This window comes from Enterococcus sp. DIV1420a (assembly GCF_051712165.1).
Taxonomy (GTDB): Bacteria; Bacillota; Bacilli; order Lactobacillales; family Enterococcaceae; genus Enterococcus; species Enterococcus faecalis.
On record NZ_JBIOOI010000001.1, the window covers coordinates 232,289 to 250,419 of the forward strand.

An 18,131-nucleotide genomic window follows, 5' to 3' on the forward strand; every position below is an offset into this window, starting at 1 on the left:
CAATGGCAAATGAAATAAAACGAGTTGCGTTATACATACGTGTGTCTACAGATCAACAAGCCAAACACGGTGATAGTTTGGATGAACAACAACACACTTTAAATGAATACGTAAGACAGCAAGGAAATATGAGAGTATTCAAAACTTATATAGATGATGGCATTTCAGGCCAGAAACTATATCGTGATGAATTTCAAAAATTATTAGATGATGTTAAAAAAGGAAAAATCGATACGATCTTATTTACAAAATTAGATAGATGGTTTAGAAATTTACGTCATTATTTAAATATTCAAGAAATACTAGACAAAAACAATGTTACTTGGTTAGCCGTTACACAACCTTTCTTTAACACAGAAACAGCAATGGGCCGTTCATTTGTAAATCAATCAATGGGTTTTGCTGAGCTTGAAGCACAGATGACTTCTGAAAGAATTCGGGCCGTTTTCGATAATAAAATACGAAAAGGTGAAGTTGTTAGTGGGAAAGTACCGCTTGGCTACGATATCAAAGACAAACATCTTGTTCCGAATGAAAAAGCTGAAATATTAAAAGAAATTTTCCAGTACTATTTAGAAACTGGTAGCATGCGTGCAACAGTGAGACATTTAGAAAATCATTTCAGCATGACAAGAGATTATCAAAGTGTTCGGCAAATGCTTACTAATAGAAAATACATTGGTGAATTACGAGATAATAAAAATTTTTGTGAACCTATTATTGATCGTGACGTATTCGAAAGAGTACAATTACAACTTTCAAAAAATATTCGTATGAATAAAAAACGCGACTATATGTTTACTGGATTGTTAGTTTGTAATGAATGTGGTTGTAATTATTCCGCCACGGCGGTTATTAGCCGATATGTACGAAAAGACGGTACGACAAACCATAATGAAAGACATTTATATAGATGCACCAAAAATCGCAATAACGCTAAAAAATGTGCTAATAAAAAAGGTATATATGAAACTAGACTAGAAAATTTCCTTCTGGAAAATATTGAAAAACAAGCAGAAGAATTGTCTGTAAGAATGCAAAAAGAACCCGAAGTAAAAAAAACTAAGAATACTAATGATAAAATAAAAAAGAAAATAGATAGACTAAAAAAAGCTTATCTAAATGAGGTTATAACACTAGAGGAATATAAAAAAGACAGAGAAGAATTAGAAGCACTTTTAATTCCTGAAAGAGATAATAAAATTGCTAAAATTGATTTGAACTTACTGCATAACTACTCTACTGCTGAATTTAGAGATGGATATAAACAGCTAACTATTTCGGAAAAAAGTTCTTTATGGCGGCAAGTGATTAAAAATATTGTAGTTTATCCAGATGGAAATTTGAAAATAAATTTTTTAGGATATTGATTTCATTTGCACTAACAAATACTAACCAGATGGATGATTATGAGCTAATAGTATGCGAGCAGAAGAATATTTAACCGCTTCCCGAAAAATTTCGCGTGGATGAGCAATACTTTGATTCAGTGAACCTTTGAAAATCGTTTTCTGTTGGATAATGTCATTCTTGGTATTCAAGTAAATACAAATTAAATGTTCTTGTTGCAGCCCCTTCATCTCTTGGAGTAATCGTTGAGCGACTTGTTGACTGGACGTAACTTTGCCAAATTTGATTTGACTACTTTGATAAATTCGACACCCCAATTCAATGGCCGCACGTAATTCAATGGCTTTCACTTGGCCAATGCCTTTAATAGCCATTAACTCGTTCAACGTGGCTTGCTGCAAATAAGAAAGTTGCTTAAACTGTTTTAACAGCGTTGCGGCAACAGTCATCACGTCTGCTTCTTTTGAGCCAGTACGTAACAGAATCGCCAACAACTCTTGATTCGATAATGCTTTTTCTCCTATCGCTAAGAGCCGTTCTCGTGGTAAACAATCACTCGGCATCTCACGAATAAACAGATCCGATACTTGCATAAAAAAACCTCCTTTGCTAGTCATTAATAAACTACGCAAAGGAGTGTTGTTTTTATTATTTTAAATAATGTGGCGCTTGATGTAAACTCTCCAAAACATGTAATGTTTTCTCTTGGATAACTTCAGTTGGTTGCAATAAATCAGGTACCATGATCACTGGAATGCCCGCACTATGAGCCGCACTTACCCCATGAAATGAGTCTTCGAAAATCAAGGTTTTCGGGGCTTCTGTTCCTAAAAGTTGACGAGCTTTTTGAAAAATTTCTGGGTCTGGTTTTGCTCGTTTAACATCCTCTGCTGAAACAATCCCTACAAAACGATCCTGAATCCCAGCATGGCTTAATAACATTTCAATTGCTGGACGGACGTTACTTGAGGCAACTAATCGAGGAATTTTTTGATCATCTAAAAAGTCGAGAAATTCCACCACCCCTGGTTTTAAAGGGACGTTACCAGATCGAAACTCTTGCAGGGTATCATCATAAGAACGGCGGATAAATTCTTCCACTGTGTCATGACCATAGGATGCATAAATACGTCGGTAATTCTCTTGTACTTCTTCATCGGAAATCCCAACATAGTCTAAATAGACTTCTTTACTATATGGTAACCCCATTGCATCTGCTACTTTTTGAGTAGATGTATAGTAAATCAACTCCGTATCAAAAAGCAACCCATCCATATCAAAAATTACGCCATCAAATTTCTTCATCATTTCCTCCTATAGTTAAAAGTAATTCTCTTACTTGAGAAACAAAATATAATGAACCTGTTACTAATAATAAATCATCTGTCGACATTTTTTCTAAAATTTCGCCTAAGCCAAATTGCCATAAAGACACAATTTCTGTTAAATCGTCTTCATATTTTTCCATTTCTGTAAGTGCAATAGCTTTAGGGTAATCAAAGCTAGTTAAGTAAAGATGCGCATTCGGTACTTGTTTTAAGTCCTGAATCATCTCATCCACATCTTTAGTTGCTAAAGCTGAAAATAAAATATGAATCGTGTGTTGTGGAAACTCTTTGCGCAAGTTTTCAACTAAGCGTTTTACTGCATGATCATTGTGGGCACCATCTAAAACAATCAATGGTTCATCACTAAGTCGTTCCATTCGAGCTGGCCATTGCGCTTTAGCTAACCCTTGAGTAATGTCTCGTTCTTTAAACGGCAAATGTTGTAGTTGGCAATACTTGTCAAATAATTGAATAGCTACCGCCGCGTTTTCTACTTGGTGACGCCCCAACAAGGGAACTTTAATCTTTGTCAGTTTGCCCATTTCTCCATAGAAATTAAATACTTCCCCCCATTGTGTATCAGGATGTAGATATTCCACTTGATACTCTTTGCCAAAACGAAAAATTGGACTCTGTTTTTCTTGTGCGACTTTTTCAATGACTGCTAGCGCATCAGCACAAATGTTGCCTGTTACTACTGGGACTTTTTCTTTAATAATACCCGCTTTTTGATAGGCAATTTCAGCAATTGTTTCACCTAAAATTTCTGTGTGATCCTTCCCAATTGTCGTAATTCCCGTCAATAATGGCTTCACGACATTGGTGCTATCAAGTAATCCACCTAAGCCAACTTCAACAACGGCGATATCCACTTGTTCATTCACGAAATAGTCCAAGGCCATTCCTGTCAATGTTTCGAATTCTGTAATTCCAGTCACTTCAGTGATCTGGTCTAATTCTTGAATGATTGGTTGATACTTTTCCACATAGGTAATCAATTGTTCGTCTGAAATTGGTTGACCATTTATCGCAATTCTTTCATTAAATGATTCAATATAAGGAGAGGTAAAGGTTCCGACTTTCAAGCCCATTTCTTCTAATAGACAGCGTAAATATGTCACGGTTGAGCCTTTACCATTGGTTCCTGCGATATGAATCGTTGGCACTTTGTTTTCTGGATGATCAATTTTTTCTAATAACGCATTAATCCGATCCAAACCAGGTCTTGAACCAAAGGGTAACCGGCTATGAATCCATTCAATGGCTTCTTCTATTGTTAATTGCATCTTGTCCAACTCCTTGTCTTCTTCTACATTATAACTAAGTTAGGTGACTTTTTCACTAATAACCAATTGAAACTTTTTCTTGAAAACTTTTTGCATTTTTCATAATTTTGCGTTATTAGCGGATACATTAATGAACTTATGGTAAACTAACATTCTGGATGGTTCATTCTAGCCAGCCAATTAAAAACTATTTTTAGAGCGTTCAACACGCTTATTCATGATTTTTTTATAAAGGTGGACTTATTTTGATGAAAAACAAATCGAAGCTTTTATGGTTAGGAAGTTTTTTCTTGCCGTTTTTACTTCTATTGCTTGTATGGATGACATTACAACTTGCGCCTTTTGGTGACAACAACTTATTAGTTAGTGATTTAGGCACACAATACATGCCTTTCTTGAGTTTTTTAAAACGCTCTTTTCACGAGGGAATAACTACATTCTACTCTTTTTCCAATGAGATTGGTGAGTCGATTGTTCCTTTGGCAGCCTATTACTTACTGAGCCCTTTTAATGTGTTGGCTTTCTTTTTTCCTTATGAACAATTACCTATAGCAATTTTATGGATTATTACCTTAAAACTTGCCTTGATGGGCACGACGATGTTTAGCTATTTAAAATACACCTATCAAAAAGTTGATGGCACCACGTTACTTTTTTCAACGTCCTATAGTTTCTGTGGCTTTGTCACCGTCTATAGCCAAAACTTTATGTGGTTGGATGCACTGATTCTATTCCCGCTTATCTTATTGGGACTCCAACGTTTATGGGATCAACGCAAATGGGGCTTATACAGTATAACCCTGTTTTTAGCGATTGTGACGAATTACTACATGGGTTATATGATTTGTCTCTTTGCTGTTTTTTACAGTATCTATTGGTTCTTTAAAAAGAATACCCAAGCCCATGCTATTCGGCAATTTTTTAAACAAAGTCCGTTATTCATCCTCGTTTCTTTTTTAACAGGAACTGCAACTAGCTTTTTATTATTACCTGCAGCAGAAGGGATGCTCTATACAAAAAAAGCAGATTTTGATGTCTCGACGTTCTTTTTAACGCCTAAGTTCAACACTTCGTTCTTCTCGCAATTAGGCTTAGGTTCTATTAATTATGAGTTGCGTTTAGACCATTTACCAACCGTTTTTGCTGGATTATTTGTGACACTCCTCTGTGTTGCCTATTTTCAAACGAAACAAATTGCGTTAAAAGAAAGAATAGCTTCAGCAATTCTTTTATTCATTCTCTTTTTAAGCTTTTGGTTAGAAGCCTTTAACACTGTGTGGCACATGTTTCAAAGCCCAGCTGGGTTCCCTTACCGAAATGTCTTTATCTTTAGCTTTTTATTGATTGTCTTTGCCTATGAAGTTTGGCTTAAAAAAGTGACCATTCCTTGGACCGCACCTATTATTTTTAGTCTGCTGTTAGTCATTGGCTACGGATCTTTGTATTATGGTCCACAAAAGAATCTCTTAATTTCGATCAATTATTTATGGCTAAGTTTACTTTTTATTTGGTTGATTTTCTTTTGCTTGCGTTTAGCACACAAAAAGGCCTTAAGAAACTATGTAGTCGTTGCTTTATTCTTACTGGTCAGCACAGAATTAACAACGAATTTCTGGATTTCTTTTAAACACATGCCCTTTGGTAGCCAAGCAACATTTGCCCAAGATTACCGAAAACACAGCCAATTAATCGATGAAAAAATGGCCTCAGCACCAGAACTTTATCGCATGAAACAAGTCATTCCTTCCAAAGAAACAGGGTTCCGTGAAATCAATAACGGCTACAATAATCCTTTACTTTATGGCTATGCTGGCGTTTCTAGCTATACTTCGACTTTAACTGCCACTACCCAAGACACATTAAGTGCGCTAGGTTTATATCGAAAAAATGATCGCCGGATTGCCTATGTGGATAATTCACAATTAACCAATTTACTTTTAAATGTGAAATATGACTTTTTACCAATTGAAAAACCTACGAGTGAAAAATTGCTAAAAACAGTTGGTTCCACGAAAATCATGGAAAATGATGAAGCGATCGGTATGGGCTTTTTGGCGCCAACCGCATTAACCAAGTTAAAATTAGCAAAAAATAATCCTTTAGATGCCCAAGAAGAACTCCTGCAAACGCTCGTGCCGACGGATAAACCTTACTTTAAAACAGCTTCGTTGATAAATGAACCTCATCATACCAATGAAACAATTGAAGCAACCTTTAAAGTGAATAGCACTGGCGACTTGCATCTTTATATTCCGAATTTAAAATGGAAAAAAGTTACACAATTGAAGGTAAACCAACAAGTTATCTCGACGCCGATTTATATTGCAACCAATCAACTGTTCAATTTAGGGCATTTTGAAAAAGGAACTACCGTGACCCTGTCACTAACTGCTGAACAAGTGGTTGATTTAACTAATTGGCAACTTCAAACTTTAGACCAAACAGCCTTTAATCGTGCGGTTGACAAATTACGCCAACAAGCTCTTCACGTGAATGCAACTAAAAAAGGCCATTTAAATGGCGCACTGAATGTACCTGGAAATGACACTCAGTTACTGTATACGTCCATTCCTTATGACCAAGATTGGCAAGTCAAATCGTCGCTACAAAAAGAACCCTTAAAAACACAACGCATTCTAGGTGGCTTTTTAGCTGTTGAAGTCCCAGCTGGCAAACAGCAGTTAACCTTTGCCTATCATCCAAGAATGATTTATCTCGGCACTGCCGTCAGCGGAACGATTTTACTGGGAACGGCTGGTTATCTTGGCTTTAAAAAATACCGTCGAAAACGTCAGGAGGCCACTCATGACTAATCAGAAAAAATTTTTAAATGGACTCATTCGGTGGTTACCCCTAGTTGGACTGGTGCTTTTCTTCGGCTTAATTTTATGGGGATATTCCAGAGGAATTTTTCATTCTGTTGCTTCCTTGCAAGCTTTTATTAAACAGTTTGGTAACTATGCGGTTCTGTGTTTCGTTCTTTTACAAATCGTCCAAGTGATTATCCCTATTCTACCTGGAGGAATCTCTTCTGTTGCAGGAATGTTGATGTTTGGCAATTTGCAAGGACTTTTGTATAGCTATCTTGGATTGATTATTGGTGAGTTTATTGGCTTTTTACTGGTTCGTTACTATGGACGTAGCTTTGTAAAAATAATCCTTTCACCCAATAAATACAAAAAATTTGAAGAGATTTTAGACAAAAATGAACACAATGTCAAAAAGCTCTTAATCTTTACTATGTTAGTCCCCTTCGCTCCAGATGATATTGTTTGTTTAGTGGCGGGAATTACAGATATTTCTTTAAAAGAATTCATGAAAATTGTTCTTTTATTGAAATTCTGGTCTGTGGCTACTTACAGCTACTTAATGTTGTATTTGTTTCAATTATTTGGCAAATTATAACAAAAAGACAACAAAACCAACGTTTGGTTTTGTTGTCTTTTCTTTTTAATGACTTTAGTCAGTCGAAATCTCTAAAGAGATTTCGACAAAAAAACCACGCGTACTGCGCGTGGAGGTCAGAGCTTTAGCGATAAAAACTCCTTTCGATATAATAGATAAAGGCTACCAACCGTTATCAAATCGAAAGGAGTTTTTGAATGTCGAACGACGATAAAAGTTTAGCACATACTCGTTGGAATTGTAAGTATCATCTTGTGTTTACACCAAAATATAGAAGAAAAGTAATCTATGGTCAATTGAGGCGAGATATAGGGAAAATACTAAGAAAATTGTGTGAGATGAAAGAAGTCGAAATCATTGAAGCGCATGCAATGCCCGACCATATCCATATGTTGGTAAGAATTCCACCGAAGTTGAGTGTATCAGGTTTTATGGGTTTCTTAAAAGGAAGAAGTGCAGTAATCATTCATGAACGTCATGCGAATTTAAAATACAATTATGGAAATCTATCCTTTTGGTCAAAAGGCTATTATGTGAGCACTGTAGGACTGAACCAAAAAACGATAGCAAAGTATATACGAGAACAAGAAGCAGAAGATCGAGTAAGGGATAGTATAAACAAAAGAGAGTATAAAGATCCATTTAGGAAGTAATAGCTAGATAAGAATAGAAAGGTAGCGGTTGGCGGTCTCTAAAAAAAGCTCCCTTAAAGGGAGCAGCAGGTAGCGAGCCCTTCTAGGGCTATTAAAAAGCCACCCGCTATGCGGGTGGATATTTACTTAGATTGAACGTAATTGGGCAATCCGTTCTTTGACAGCCTCTTGTTTTTCAAGGTAGTCTTTTTCTTTTGCACGTTCTGCTTCCACGACCTCATCTGGTGCATTTGACACAAAACGTTCATTTGAAAGTTTGCCTTGCACACGTTTGACTTCTTTTGTCCATTTGTCTAATTCTTTTTCTAAGCGAGCAATTTCTTCCTCGATATTAATCAACCCAGCTAATGGTAGGAATAGTTCTGCGCCTGTTAATACAGCGGACATGGCTAATTCTGGCGCTTCTATTTCACGGCTGATGACTAATTCCTCTGGGTTACAGAAGCGTTCCAAGTAGCTAGTATTAGCTGTTAAAAATTCTTCTACTTCTGTATCGTTTGTTTTAATTAACAAGGTAATTGGTTTAGAAAGTGGTGTATTCACTTCTGCTCGAATATTCCGAACCGAACGAATAACTTCTTTCAGAACTTCCATTCCTCGAGCTGCTGCTTCATCGTTAAATTCTTCATGAACAACTGGGTACTCTGCCACAACCAATGACTCACCTTGATGCGGAATTTTTTCCCAAATTTCTTCTGTTACAAACGGCATAATTGGATGCAATAAGCGTAAGATTTGATCCAATGTGTACACCAAGATGCTCCGTGTTGTTTGTTTAGCTGCTTCATTGTCTCCGTAAAGAATTTCTTTACTCATTTCAATATACCAATCACAGAAATCATCCCAGATGAAGTTGTATAATTGGCGACCTGCTTCACCGAATTCAAAACGATCAAATAATTCTGTGACACGGGCGACTGTTTCGTTTAAGCGCGTTAAAATCCAACGATCAGCGACAGTCTTTTCACCACTAAAGTCAATATCTGCAGCAGTCATACCTTCTACATTCATGATAACGAAACGACTTGCATTCCAAATCTTATTGATAAAGTTCCAAGAAGCATCCATTTTTTCATAACTAAAACGAACATCTTGACCAGGTGCTGAACCATTTGATAAGAACCAACGTAACGCATCTGCGCCATATTTTTCGATGACATCCATTGGGTCAATCCCATTCCCCAATGATTTACTCATTTTGCGTCCTTGCTCATCACGAATTAAGCCGTGAATTAAGACATTTTGGAAGGGACGTTCGCCTGTAAACTCTAAGCTTTGGAAAATCATACGACTTACCCAAAAGGCAATAATATCATAGCCAGTAACTAATGTGCTTGTTGGGAAGTAACGTTGATAATCTTCGCTTGCTTCATCTGGCCAACCCATCGTTGAAAATGGCCATAAAGCAGAACTAAACCATGTATCTAAGACGTCACTATCTTGAACCCAGTTTTCACTGTCGGCTGGTGCTTCCATCCCAACATACATCTCGCCCGTTTCTTTGTGATACCAAGCAGGAATTTGATGGCCCCACCATAATTGTCGCGAAATAACCCAGTCATGAATATTTTCCATCCAACGTAAAAATGTTTGATTGAAGCGTGGTGGATAAAATTCAACAGCGTCTTCTGTTTCTTGATTTTTCATTGCTTTTTCAGCTAATGGTCCCATTTTTACAAACCATTGGGTCGATAAACGTGGTTCCACGACAACGCCTGTTCGTTCTGAATGGCCCACGCTGTGATTCATTGTTTCGATCTTAATTAAGCGACCTAGTTCTTTCAAGTCGGAGACAATCGCTTTACGTGCGGCAAAACGATCCATTCCTTCGTATTTTCCAGCCAGTTCATTCATCGTGCCGTCTTCGTTCATAACATTTACTCGAGGTAAGTCATGACGATTACCGACTTCAAAGTCATTTGGATCATGGGCAGGTGTGATTTTTACAACCCCTGTTCCAAATTCCATATCTACATAGTCATCTGCAATAATTGGAATTTCTTTATCTACTAATGGCAAGACAACTGTCTTACCAATAAGTTCCTGATACCGTTCATCTTCTGGATGGACCGCAATCGCCGTATCTCCCAACATTGTTTCAGGACGCGTTGTCGCAATTTCAACAACACCAGAACCATCTGATAATGGGTAGCTCATGTGGTAAAAAGCTCCTTCAATATCTTTATGGATTACTTCAATATCAGACAATGCTGTTTTCGCTTTCGGATCCCAGTTAATGATATACTCACCACGGTAAATCAAATCTTTCTCGTAAAGAGAGACAAACACTTTACGAACAGCCTCAGATAGCCCTTCATCTAAAGTGAAACGTTCACGGCTGTAATCTAAAGAAAGACCCATTTTTGCCCACTGTTCACGAATGTGAGAAGCATATTCTTCTTTCCATTCCCACACTTGATCAACAAATTTTTCACGACCTAAGTCGTAACGTGAAATTCCTTGTTGTGCTAGTTTCTCTTCTACTTTTGCTTGCGTGGCAATTCCGGCATGGTCCATTCCTGGCAGCCATAACGTATCAAAGCCTTGCATTCTTTTTTGGCGGATAATCATATCTTGTAATGTTGTATCCCAAGCATGCCCTAAGTGTAGCTTCCCTGTTACATTAGGTGGTGGAATAACAATTGAATAGGGCTTCGCTTTTTTGTCGCCACTTGGTTTAAATAAATCTTGATCTAGCCATTTTTGATAACGGCCAGCTTCGATTTCTGTCGGTTGATATTTCGTTGGTAAGTTTTTTTCTTCTGACATTTTTTCCCCTTCTTTCTTAAAATACGCGATTTGGAGCGGTAATTATTTTACAAATGAGTTTTTTGGGCTAAACACTAAAATACGCCCTAAAATACTTTCGTATTTTAGGGCGTAGATTCATCTTATTTACGCGGTACCACCTAAATTGCATTTGAATTGAATTCATTCAAATGCCACTCATTCGTGAGATAACGTTCACGAAACGAATCGTTCTACTAACGTACTGTGTTCAAACCATTGACTCACAAGCTACCTTCTCACTGGTTGTGTAAAAGTCTTGCACCTGAACGACTTTTTCTCTAAAACGACGCCAATGATACTCCTCTTGTTCGCTGTCTTTGCTTCATTCTACAATGAAGCGCAAGCAAAGTCAATTTGTAATCTAGAGGGATTACACTTTTTTTGCAGCTTCTAACGCTTGTTGATAATCGGGTTCCGACGAAACTTCTGAGACGATTTCTTCATAAACTAACGTTCCTTCTGGGTCAATCACAAAAATAGCACGTGCTAAACGGCCCATTTCTGGAATATACAAACCATAAGCTGCACCAAATGAGTCTTCAGTATCATGAAGCATTTCCATTTCGACACCCTCAGCGGCACACCAATTTGCTTGTTCTTCAACTGTGTTATTGGAAATCGTGATAATCTGAACACCGTCTAATTTCGCCGCTTCTTGATTGAAACGTTTCGTTTGCAGTGAACAAACACGTGTGTCGATATCAGGAACCACACTAATTAAAACCGTTTTACCTTTATAATCTGCCAAGTTGATTTCTTGGTTGTTTAAATTTTTCAAAGAAAAGACGGGGGCTTTTGTGCCAACTTCGGGCTGTTCACCTGTCAATTCTAATACGTGCCCTTTTCTTGTAACATTCATTCTGAAATCCTCCTTTTCCACTTTCAATAATAAGTATAGTAGAGGATTTTTATGAAGACAATTTTATTGCTTTGGGCTATTTGCTAGTGAAAAAGTTTCATTAAAATAAATCAGTGTTTGCAGTTCCGTTGTTAAATCAATATACTGCACACTAACGTTGGCTGGCACACTGACACGGTCTGGCGCAAAATTTAAAATCGCAGTCACACCCGCTTGTACAATTTTGTCGATGGCTTTTTGAGCATGGTGACTTGGTACTGTAGAAATGGCTACCGTGACCCCTTCTTGTCGAACGAATGCTTCTAACTCAGACATATCATGAACTAATAACCCATTAATCGTGGTGCCAACTAAAGCCGAATCATTATCAAAAGCACAGACAATATTCAAATTCTCGTTGCGTCTAAAATTATTTTTTAATAATGCCTTGCCTAAATTGCCACAACCAATCAGAGCAATTCTTTTTTCTTCTTGCGTATTTAAAATATTACTAAATACCTCAATTAAATACGGCACATCGTAACCATAACCGCTTCGGCCCAGTTCACCAACGTGGGAAAAATCACGCCGAATCGTTGCAGAAGGAATCTGGATCATTTCACTAAACTCTCGTGATTTAATGCGTTTAACACCAGAATCCCCTAACATTTTTAAATAACGTAAATAAACCGGCAAACGTTTTGCCGTTGCTTTAGGCATTTTTTTCTCCATCCTCTGTCCTCCTTGTTACCTACTTCACATATTCAGTTTATCACGGTTCCCCTCTCCGAGCAACTTGTTTGTGAAATAAGTACAAAATAAATACAGTGACGTCTAAGCGACCGTCACTGTATTTATTTCTTATAGGAAATCTGCAAATTCGTCTTCTTGTTTATCTTTCGCTGTTTCTGCTGAAATCTCTGTAATTTTGAGTCCTTCTAAGGCCCGAGCCATTAAACCTTCTAAGTCTAAGCGCGCTTCATAATCTTGCGCTTTATCCAAGCGAGGTCGTGTTTTCGGTTGCGGTGGCGCAAAAATTGTACAACAATCTTCGAAGGGTTGGATGGCTAATTCAAACGTGTCAATTTTTTCGGCAATTTCGATAATTTCTGTCTTATCCATTGAAACAACGGGTCGAATTATCGGTGTTGAAGTAACCTCATTAATTGCTACCATACTTTGAAGTGTTTGCGAAGCCACTTGTCCTAACGATTCACCATTAATAATGACTAAACCTTTCCGCATTTCACGAATTGCATCTGTTAAGCGTAACATTAAACGTCGTGTAATGGTCATTAAGTAGCCTTGGGGAACAACTCGTTTTATTTCTTCTTGAATTTCTGTAAAGGGCACTTCAATAAATTGAATAGTTCCTACATAAGGGACTAATTTTTCAGCTAAATCTTTAGCCTTTTGTAACACTTGTTCACTTGTATAAGGTGGACTAGCAAAATGGACAGCTTCCACTTCCACGCCACGTTTCATAGCTAAATAACCAGCAACTGGTGAATCAATGCCTCCTGACAACATCAACATACCACGACCACTGGTGCCCACTGGCAATCCACCCGCACCGCGAATCGTTTCATAAGATAAATACGCCGCATCTTTACGAATTTCAATTCTTAAGTTGATATCAGGCTTTTTCATTTGTACTTGAATTTCCGGAATGGCTTCAATAACGGCCCCACCTAATTCTTGATTCAAGCCATTTGAATCAAGTTCAAATGAATGATCCGAGCGTTTAGCAGTAATTTTAAACGTCTTACCTGGCGTATAAACTTCCCGAACAACCTCTTGAACCATTGCACGAATCGCTGGCATTTCTTTTTCAATACGAATACTTGGCGAAAAATTTTGAATTCCAAACACTTTACTTAGTTTTGGAATCACTTCTTCACTATCTTCCCCATTTAATAAAATATGCATTCTATCTCGATCTGCATGGATTTTCAATGCTGGAAAATCAGCTAACGCACGTTTCACATTTTGTGCTAACTGCATGATAAACGTTTTACGATTTTTTCCTTTAGTTGATAATTCGCCATAGCGAACCATAATTTCTGTATATTTCACTCAATTAATTCCTCTCTGTTCCTGTATCTTCACAGGTCAATGTCTTTGCAAATTATACATCAAATAAGGGGCGTTTTTCTAGTGCTTAGTCGAAAAAAAACAGTTGATTCATAAGTTCATTGTCTTATGAATCAACTATTTGATAACTTTCTCTCTTGCTTATTGCGCATTCAGGATCCACATGAATCCGACAAAAACAAAGAACAAGCCATACATAATTGGCGAAACTTCTTTCCCACGTTTTGCCGCAATCATTGTAATTGGATAGAAGATAAAGCCTAAGGCAATCCCATCTGAAATGCTGTATGTCAATGGCATTCCTAACAAGATTAAGAAGGAAGGAATCGCAATTTCCATCTCGTTCCATTTAATTTTGCTTAAGGATTGTGCCATCAAAACACCAACAATAATCAACGCTGGTGCTGTAACTTGCGAAGTGACAACTGCTAACAAAGGAGAAAATAGCAAACTGAAAATAAATAAAATCCCGGTTGTAATAGCTGTGATTCCTGAACGACCACCCACAGCAATCCCCGCAGATGATTCGACATATGCGCCAACTGGCGATGTCCCTAATAGAGAACCAGCTAACATCGCTGTTGAATCAGCGGCTAAAGCTTTCCCCACACGCGGCATTTTATTGTCCTTCATAAAACCTGCTTGATTGGCTAAGCCCACCAACGTACCAGCCGTATCAAAGAATGTTACTAATAGGAACGTTAAAACCACGACCCACATTTGAATCGTATTGATATCTTTCACATGTCCTAACGCCACTAAAAATGTTGGTTCTAAACTTGGCGCGCTTGAAATAATCTTATCAGGCATTGGAATAACGCCTGTCGCTAAACCAACAATCGTTGAAATCGCCATCCCAATAAAAATACCACCCGGTACTCGACGAACTAACAAAATTGCAGTTACGACTAAGCCGACAATGGTAACCCACGTTGAACCAACATTCAAAGGTCCTAAGCCAACGAGTGTCGCATCATTAGCCACAATTAAGCCACCTTGGCTTAAACCAAGAAAAGCAATAAACAACCCGATCCCACCTGAAATGGCAAATTTCAAGTCTGCAGGAATTGCATCAATAATTAGCTCGCGTAATTTAAAAATTGTAATTAAAATAAATATCAATGAAGCCACAAAAACGCCTGCTAATGTCGTTTGCCAAGGAATCCCCATACCAACAGAGACTGAATAAGCAAAGAATGCATTAATTCCTAAAGCTGGTGCTGTCGCAATCGGATATTTCGCCAACACACCCATTAAAATACAACCTAAGGCACTCGCTAAAGCGGTGGCAGTAAAAACAGCGCCTTCGTCCATGCCAGAAGCACCAAGTACGGTTGGATTAACGAACAAAATATACGCCATCGAGATAAACGTGGTGAAACCAGCTAACATTTCTCGTTTCATATTCGTATTCAATTGTTCAAGTTCAAAATATGAACTTATTTTTTCTTTCATGTTCCGTCCTCCTAAAATCTAAACATTTTACAATGTTCGTAAAATATTCAATTTATTAATGAAACAACGTGCTTCCTTGAACAGATATTATTAAGCACGAATAGTCTCATTTTACTTGATACAATAGGATTTTGCAAACTAGCCTATTCCATTAAATACACATAGCTTTGACTAAAGACACAGACCTTTGCACAGACAAATCCACCATGCCAATAGTCTTATAAAATCATGTTTTTTTAGTCTATTCAATTCCACACAAAAATAATCCCCGTTCTCAATGAGAACGGGGATTTCTAAATGGAAGTTTTACATGCATCTGTCTGATTAGAATATATCACAATGATAGTTATGTGTAAATAAAAAAAGCCATTCGAGATAGTGTAAAGTTTTTGGGATCTACTTATTTCCTTTTGCCCTATTATGTGTTTTACACAACATTTGACAATTTTCGATAGAAGTAGAACCACCCTTGCTCCAAGCAGAAACATGATCAGCATCCATCTCTTTAAATAACCAAATTTTATCCTTATTACTATTATTTCCAATTTCACATAAAGGACAATTAGAAACTGTTTGCTCTTTTGCTCTAGCAGTTTGTTCAATGTATACTTTTTTCTTCGTTGATTCATCAAAAATACGTACATTTAATAGCTCAGGGTGTTGACTCCCGCTTAAAATATACTCGTAAATACCTCGACGATTTTTTACATATTCATCTCCGTAAAGTAAACGAACTTCTTTCGTTATTTCTGAAATATTATATGGTTTCATATGATACTTTTCATAAAATTCACCCCAAGGCTGTCCCTTCATCTCTTTCTCTACTACTTCAAATAATGTTGATGCCCATTCTATAACTGTATCAAAATGTGATTTTAGTTCTGTAATATCATTATCTTCTCTATGAATCGCCATATAGTTATCAATTTTTCCATTAGATATCCAATTTAAAGCTTCTTCTAGAATCTCTTGACGTTTTACATCACCTTTAATAAAAGTTAGCCATTTATTAATGTTTGAATTATTAGAGTTAGAAAATTCTGCTTTAGCTTTAGTAACAAAAGAACCTGAATATACTGCGTTTAAAAGTTCTTGTCTATTTAAAGGAATACCTGCAATATTAATCGTTTTGAACCATTCTTTAATTTCACTCTCAGTACCTGTACATTCATATACCAAGAGTTCTGTATCCATTATTTTAATTTGCGTATCTTTGTTTAACCCAGAAAAATATTGTTCCATACCATTTTCATCTTTAACTGCAAATTTTGACTTAATAAATCGACCAATAGAAGTAATTCGTTGTTGCCCATCTAATACCTCTAAATAGCCATTAGCAGTTTTGTTAAAATAAATTAATCCCAGAGGGTAGCCTTTAAATATTGACTGAATTACAGCTACGTCTCTATTACCATCTGCATAAATATAATTCCTTTGATATTCAGGTTGTATTGTTAATTTTCCAGATAATCCAAAAAGAGCTTTACCCTCATATTCATTATAGGTAAAACCCTCTACAATATCCTTAACTTTATATTTTTTTAAGTCTGCTTTCATGTTTTCTTCCTTCTTATAGATATTCTTCTATACACTTCAATCCCGTTTATCTTAGCTCCGCCCCATGGGCGCATCATGATGTTTCCGCCTAATTGTAATTCTAGCATAGGTGATTCGGTTCCCAATTTGACCTTCTGCATTTTTAATAATTCCTGGGATTGATGTACTTGATAAGTATTCTGAAGTAAGGTTGAACTTGCTTGCTTGCTTGCTTGCTTGCTTGCTTGCTTGCTTGCTTGCTTGCTTGCTTGCTTGCTTGCTTGCTTGCTTGCTTATAATTATATCACAATCCTCGTTATTTGTCAAGCTATAGACCAAGTCTTTGCCATCATTTCCTTTTCTAAATGCAACAATTTCAAACTGTTCTGGATTATATTTATCTAAGAAACTGATAGGTACACCCATAACTCCGTCATAATCCGATGGAATTGCATCAGTAAATGGCACTTCAATTGCATCATAGTTATCATATTTAGGATATGTCACTTTCCCCTTATGATTATTGAACTTTAGATTATCAGACATTGTCATAAGAGATAGCGGTTGATGACGACGTCCGTGTTCAATATTAGCGAACCAACACGAGTTACCCAGCCTTGTATAATTACCCTTATAACCCATCTTTTCTGCTTTCAACCTATAAGCTTCTTTGATCTCTGTTCCTGGCGGGACTTCAAAAACCATATCATTACTATTACCTGTAGCGCCCAACCATAGTTTGTTACTTGCAATTAACGGAAATATTTCTTTGTAAGTTATTGCATTTGAATTACCAATCACTGCAAACTGTTTTTTTGATTCTAAAATCCATGCTACAAATTCTCTGAACAGAGAGAAAGGGGGATTAGTTATAATAAAGTCCGCCTCATCTCGTATTTTTTTTACTTCTTTACTTCGGAAGTCTCCGTCTCCTTTTAAGTAATCAAATTGCAACCCCTCAATATCAACTTTTCCATCTTTATTAACATCTTTAGGCTCTAGCGTAAAGATTTTCCCGTTCGTTCGTGCTTTTTTTTCATCGTACTTAGGGCTTTCTAATTCAAATAGTGTTAATTGTTGTGGTATTGATAGCTGCTTACTTGCATATGCATATGAGGTTGATACTAATTTTTTTAATCCAAAATTCATAAAATTTTGGGCAAAGTATTTCGTAAAATTACTCCATTCTGGATCGTCACAAGGCAATAAAATGGTTTTCCCGCGAAATACATTGGGATTGTATTCAAGATAAGCGTTCATTTCCTTTTCAATATCTGCCCATTGTGTATAAAATTCATCATTTTTTTGTTTTTTTGCATTTGACAGATTTTTATTGGCCAATGTTTTTTCCTCACTTATATTAGTCTATATTATACAACAAACCCACCTACAATCA

At 36.9% G+C, this 18,131-nt stretch carries 13 protein-coding genes, 1 pseudogene and 1 other annotated feature; of the genes and pseudogenes, 4 read left to right on the forward strand and 10 right to left on the reverse strand.

Features of this window, described 5'->3' with window-relative positions; genetic code table 11:
- Positions 1 to 2: 2 nt before the first annotated feature.
- Positions 3 to 1,370 (forward strand): recombinase family protein, encoded by a 1,368-nt coding sequence (locus IGI80_RS01330; protein WP_438722450.1) that lies wholly within the window; start codon positions 3 to 5, stop codon positions 1,368 to 1,370.
- 24 nt (positions 1,371 to 1,394) lie between these two features.
- Here IGI80_RS01330 and radC read toward each other — a convergent pair.
- From radC to IGI80_RS01345, 3 genes and pseudogenes are all read right to left on the reverse strand, one after another.
- A pseudogene (radC, locus tag IGI80_RS01335) lies at positions 1,395 to 1,943 on the reverse strand (RadC family protein); the annotation flags it as partial.
- A gap of 55 nt (positions 1,944 to 1,998) precedes the next feature.
- Positions 1,999 to 2,658 (reverse strand): HAD family hydrolase, encoded by a 660-nt coding sequence (locus tag IGI80_RS01340; protein WP_002385286.1) that lies wholly within the window; start codon positions 2,656 to 2,658, stop codon positions 1,999 to 2,001.
- Positions 2,642 to 3,964: a bifunctional folylpolyglutamate synthase/dihydrofolate synthase gene (locus IGI80_RS01345; protein ID WP_002410879.1), complete on the reverse strand. Its 1,323-nt coding sequence runs from the start codon at positions 3,962 to 3,964 to the stop codon at positions 2,642 to 2,644. The genes IGI80_RS01340 and IGI80_RS01345 overlap by 17 nt, the downstream gene beginning before the upstream one ends.
- Before the next feature lie 248 nt (positions 3,965 to 4,212).
- Between IGI80_RS01345 and IGI80_RS01350 the strand changes: the two genes are divergently transcribed.
- From IGI80_RS01350 to tnpA, 3 genes are all read left to right on the forward strand, one after another.
- Positions 4,213 to 6,777: a YfhO family protein gene (locus IGI80_RS01350; RefSeq protein ID WP_141893383.1), complete on the forward strand. Its 2,565-nt coding sequence runs from the start codon at positions 4,213 to 4,215 to the stop codon at positions 6,775 to 6,777.
- Positions 6,770 to 7,369 carry a TVP38/TMEM64 family protein gene (locus tag IGI80_RS01355; protein WP_002361109.1) on the forward strand — a complete coding sequence of 200 codons (600 nt, stop codon included), beginning with the start codon at positions 6,770 to 6,772 and terminating at the stop codon, positions 7,367 to 7,369. The genes IGI80_RS01350 and IGI80_RS01355 overlap by 8 nt, the downstream gene beginning before the upstream one ends.
- A gap of 197 nt (positions 7,370 to 7,566) precedes the next feature.
- Positions 7,567 to 8,022, forward strand: a complete 456-nt coding sequence (gene tnpA / locus IGI80_RS01360) for an IS200/IS605 family transposase (RefSeq protein WP_438722451.1) — start codon at positions 7,567 to 7,569, stop codon at positions 8,020 to 8,022.
- A gap of 126 nt (positions 8,023 to 8,148) precedes the next feature.
- Here tnpA and IGI80_RS01365 read toward each other — a convergent pair whose 3' ends face one another.
- The 7 genes from IGI80_RS01365 to IGI80_RS01395 form a co-directional block, all read right to left on the reverse strand.
- On the reverse strand, positions 8,149 to 10,791 hold the full coding sequence (locus IGI80_RS01365; protein ID WP_438722452.1) for a valine--tRNA ligase: 2,643 nt from the start codon (positions 10,789 to 10,791) through the stop codon (positions 8,149 to 8,151).
- Between the two features lie 102 nt (positions 10,792 to 10,893).
- Positions 10,894 to 11,133, reverse strand: a binding site (T-box leader).
- Positions 11,134 to 11,182: 49 nt separating this feature from the next.
- Positions 11,183 to 11,671 (reverse strand): thiol peroxidase, encoded by a 489-nt coding sequence (gene tpx, locus IGI80_RS01370; protein ID WP_002367321.1) that lies wholly within the window; start codon positions 11,669 to 11,671, stop codon positions 11,183 to 11,185.
- Between the two features lie 63 nt (positions 11,672 to 11,734).
- A complete protein-coding gene (locus tag IGI80_RS01375; RefSeq protein ID WP_002365189.1) occupies positions 11,735 to 12,382 on the reverse strand; it encodes a redox-sensing transcriptional repressor Rex in 648 nt (215 codons plus the stop codon).
- A gap of 129 nt (positions 12,383 to 12,511) precedes the next feature.
- A complete protein-coding gene (gene thiI, locus IGI80_RS01380; protein ID WP_438722453.1) occupies positions 12,512 to 13,726 on the reverse strand; it encodes a tRNA uracil 4-sulfurtransferase ThiI in 1,215 nt (404 codons plus the stop codon).
- A 159-nt stretch (positions 13,727 to 13,885) separates the two neighbouring features.
- Positions 13,886 to 15,199 carry an NCS2 family permease gene (locus tag IGI80_RS01385; RefSeq protein WP_002355107.1) on the reverse strand — a complete coding sequence of 438 codons (1,314 nt, stop codon included), beginning with the start codon at positions 15,197 to 15,199 and terminating at the stop codon, positions 13,886 to 13,888.
- Between the two features lie 396 nt (positions 15,200 to 15,595).
- Complete coding sequence (locus tag IGI80_RS01390; protein ID WP_438722454.1) at positions 15,596 to 16,756, reverse strand: HNH endonuclease family protein; 1,161 nt, start codon at positions 16,754 to 16,756, stop codon at positions 15,596 to 15,598.
- A 51-nt stretch (positions 16,757 to 16,807) separates the two neighbouring features.
- On the reverse strand, positions 16,808 to 18,076 hold the full coding sequence (locus IGI80_RS01395) for an adenine-specific methyltransferase EcoRI family protein (protein WP_438722455.1): 1,269 nt from the start codon (positions 18,074 to 18,076) through the stop codon (positions 16,808 to 16,810).
- Positions 18,077 to 18,131 lie beyond the last annotated feature (55 nt).

What these genes read in the sequence shown, in the direction of transcription:
- IGI80_RS01385 (WP_002355107.1), bottom strand. Translation starts at nt 15,199, where the DNA reads ATGAAAGAAAAAATAAGTTCATATTTTGAACTTGAACAATTGAATACG.
- IGI80_RS01365 (WP_438722452.1), bottom strand. Translation starts at nt 10,791, where the DNA reads ATGTCAGAAGAAAAAAACTTACCAACGAAATATCAACCGACAGAAATC.
- IGI80_RS01330 (WP_438722450.1), top strand. Translation starts at nt 3, where the DNA reads ATGGCAAATGAAATAAAACGAGTTGCGTTATACATACGTGTGTCTACA.
- IGI80_RS01390 (WP_438722454.1), bottom strand. Translation starts at nt 16,756, where the DNA reads ATGAAAGCAGACTTAAAAAAATATAAAGTTAAGGATATTGTAGAGGGT.
- tpx (WP_002367321.1), bottom strand. Translation starts at nt 11,671, where the DNA reads ATGAATGTTACAAGAAAAGGGCACGTATTAGAATTGACAGGTGAACAG.
- IGI80_RS01355 (WP_002361109.1), top strand. Translation starts at nt 6,770, where the DNA reads ATGACTAATCAGAAAAAATTTTTAAATGGACTCATTCGGTGGTTACCC.
- IGI80_RS01345 (WP_002410879.1), bottom strand. Translation starts at nt 3,964, where the DNA reads ATGCAATTAACAATAGAAGAAGCCATTGAATGGATTCATAGCCGGTTA.
- IGI80_RS01375 (WP_002365189.1), bottom strand. Translation starts at nt 12,382, where the DNA reads ATGGAGAAAAAAATGCCTAAAGCAACGGCAAAACGTTTGCCGGTTTAT.
- tnpA (WP_438722451.1), top strand. Translation starts at nt 7,567, where the DNA reads ATGTCGAACGACGATAAAAGTTTAGCACATACTCGTTGGAATTGTAAG.
- IGI80_RS01350 (WP_141893383.1), top strand. Translation starts at nt 4,213, where the DNA reads ATGAAAAACAAATCGAAGCTTTTATGGTTAGGAAGTTTTTTCTTGCCG.
- IGI80_RS01340 (WP_002385286.1), bottom strand. Translation starts at nt 2,658, where the DNA reads ATGATGAAGAAATTTGATGGCGTAATTTTTGATATGGATGGGTTGCTT.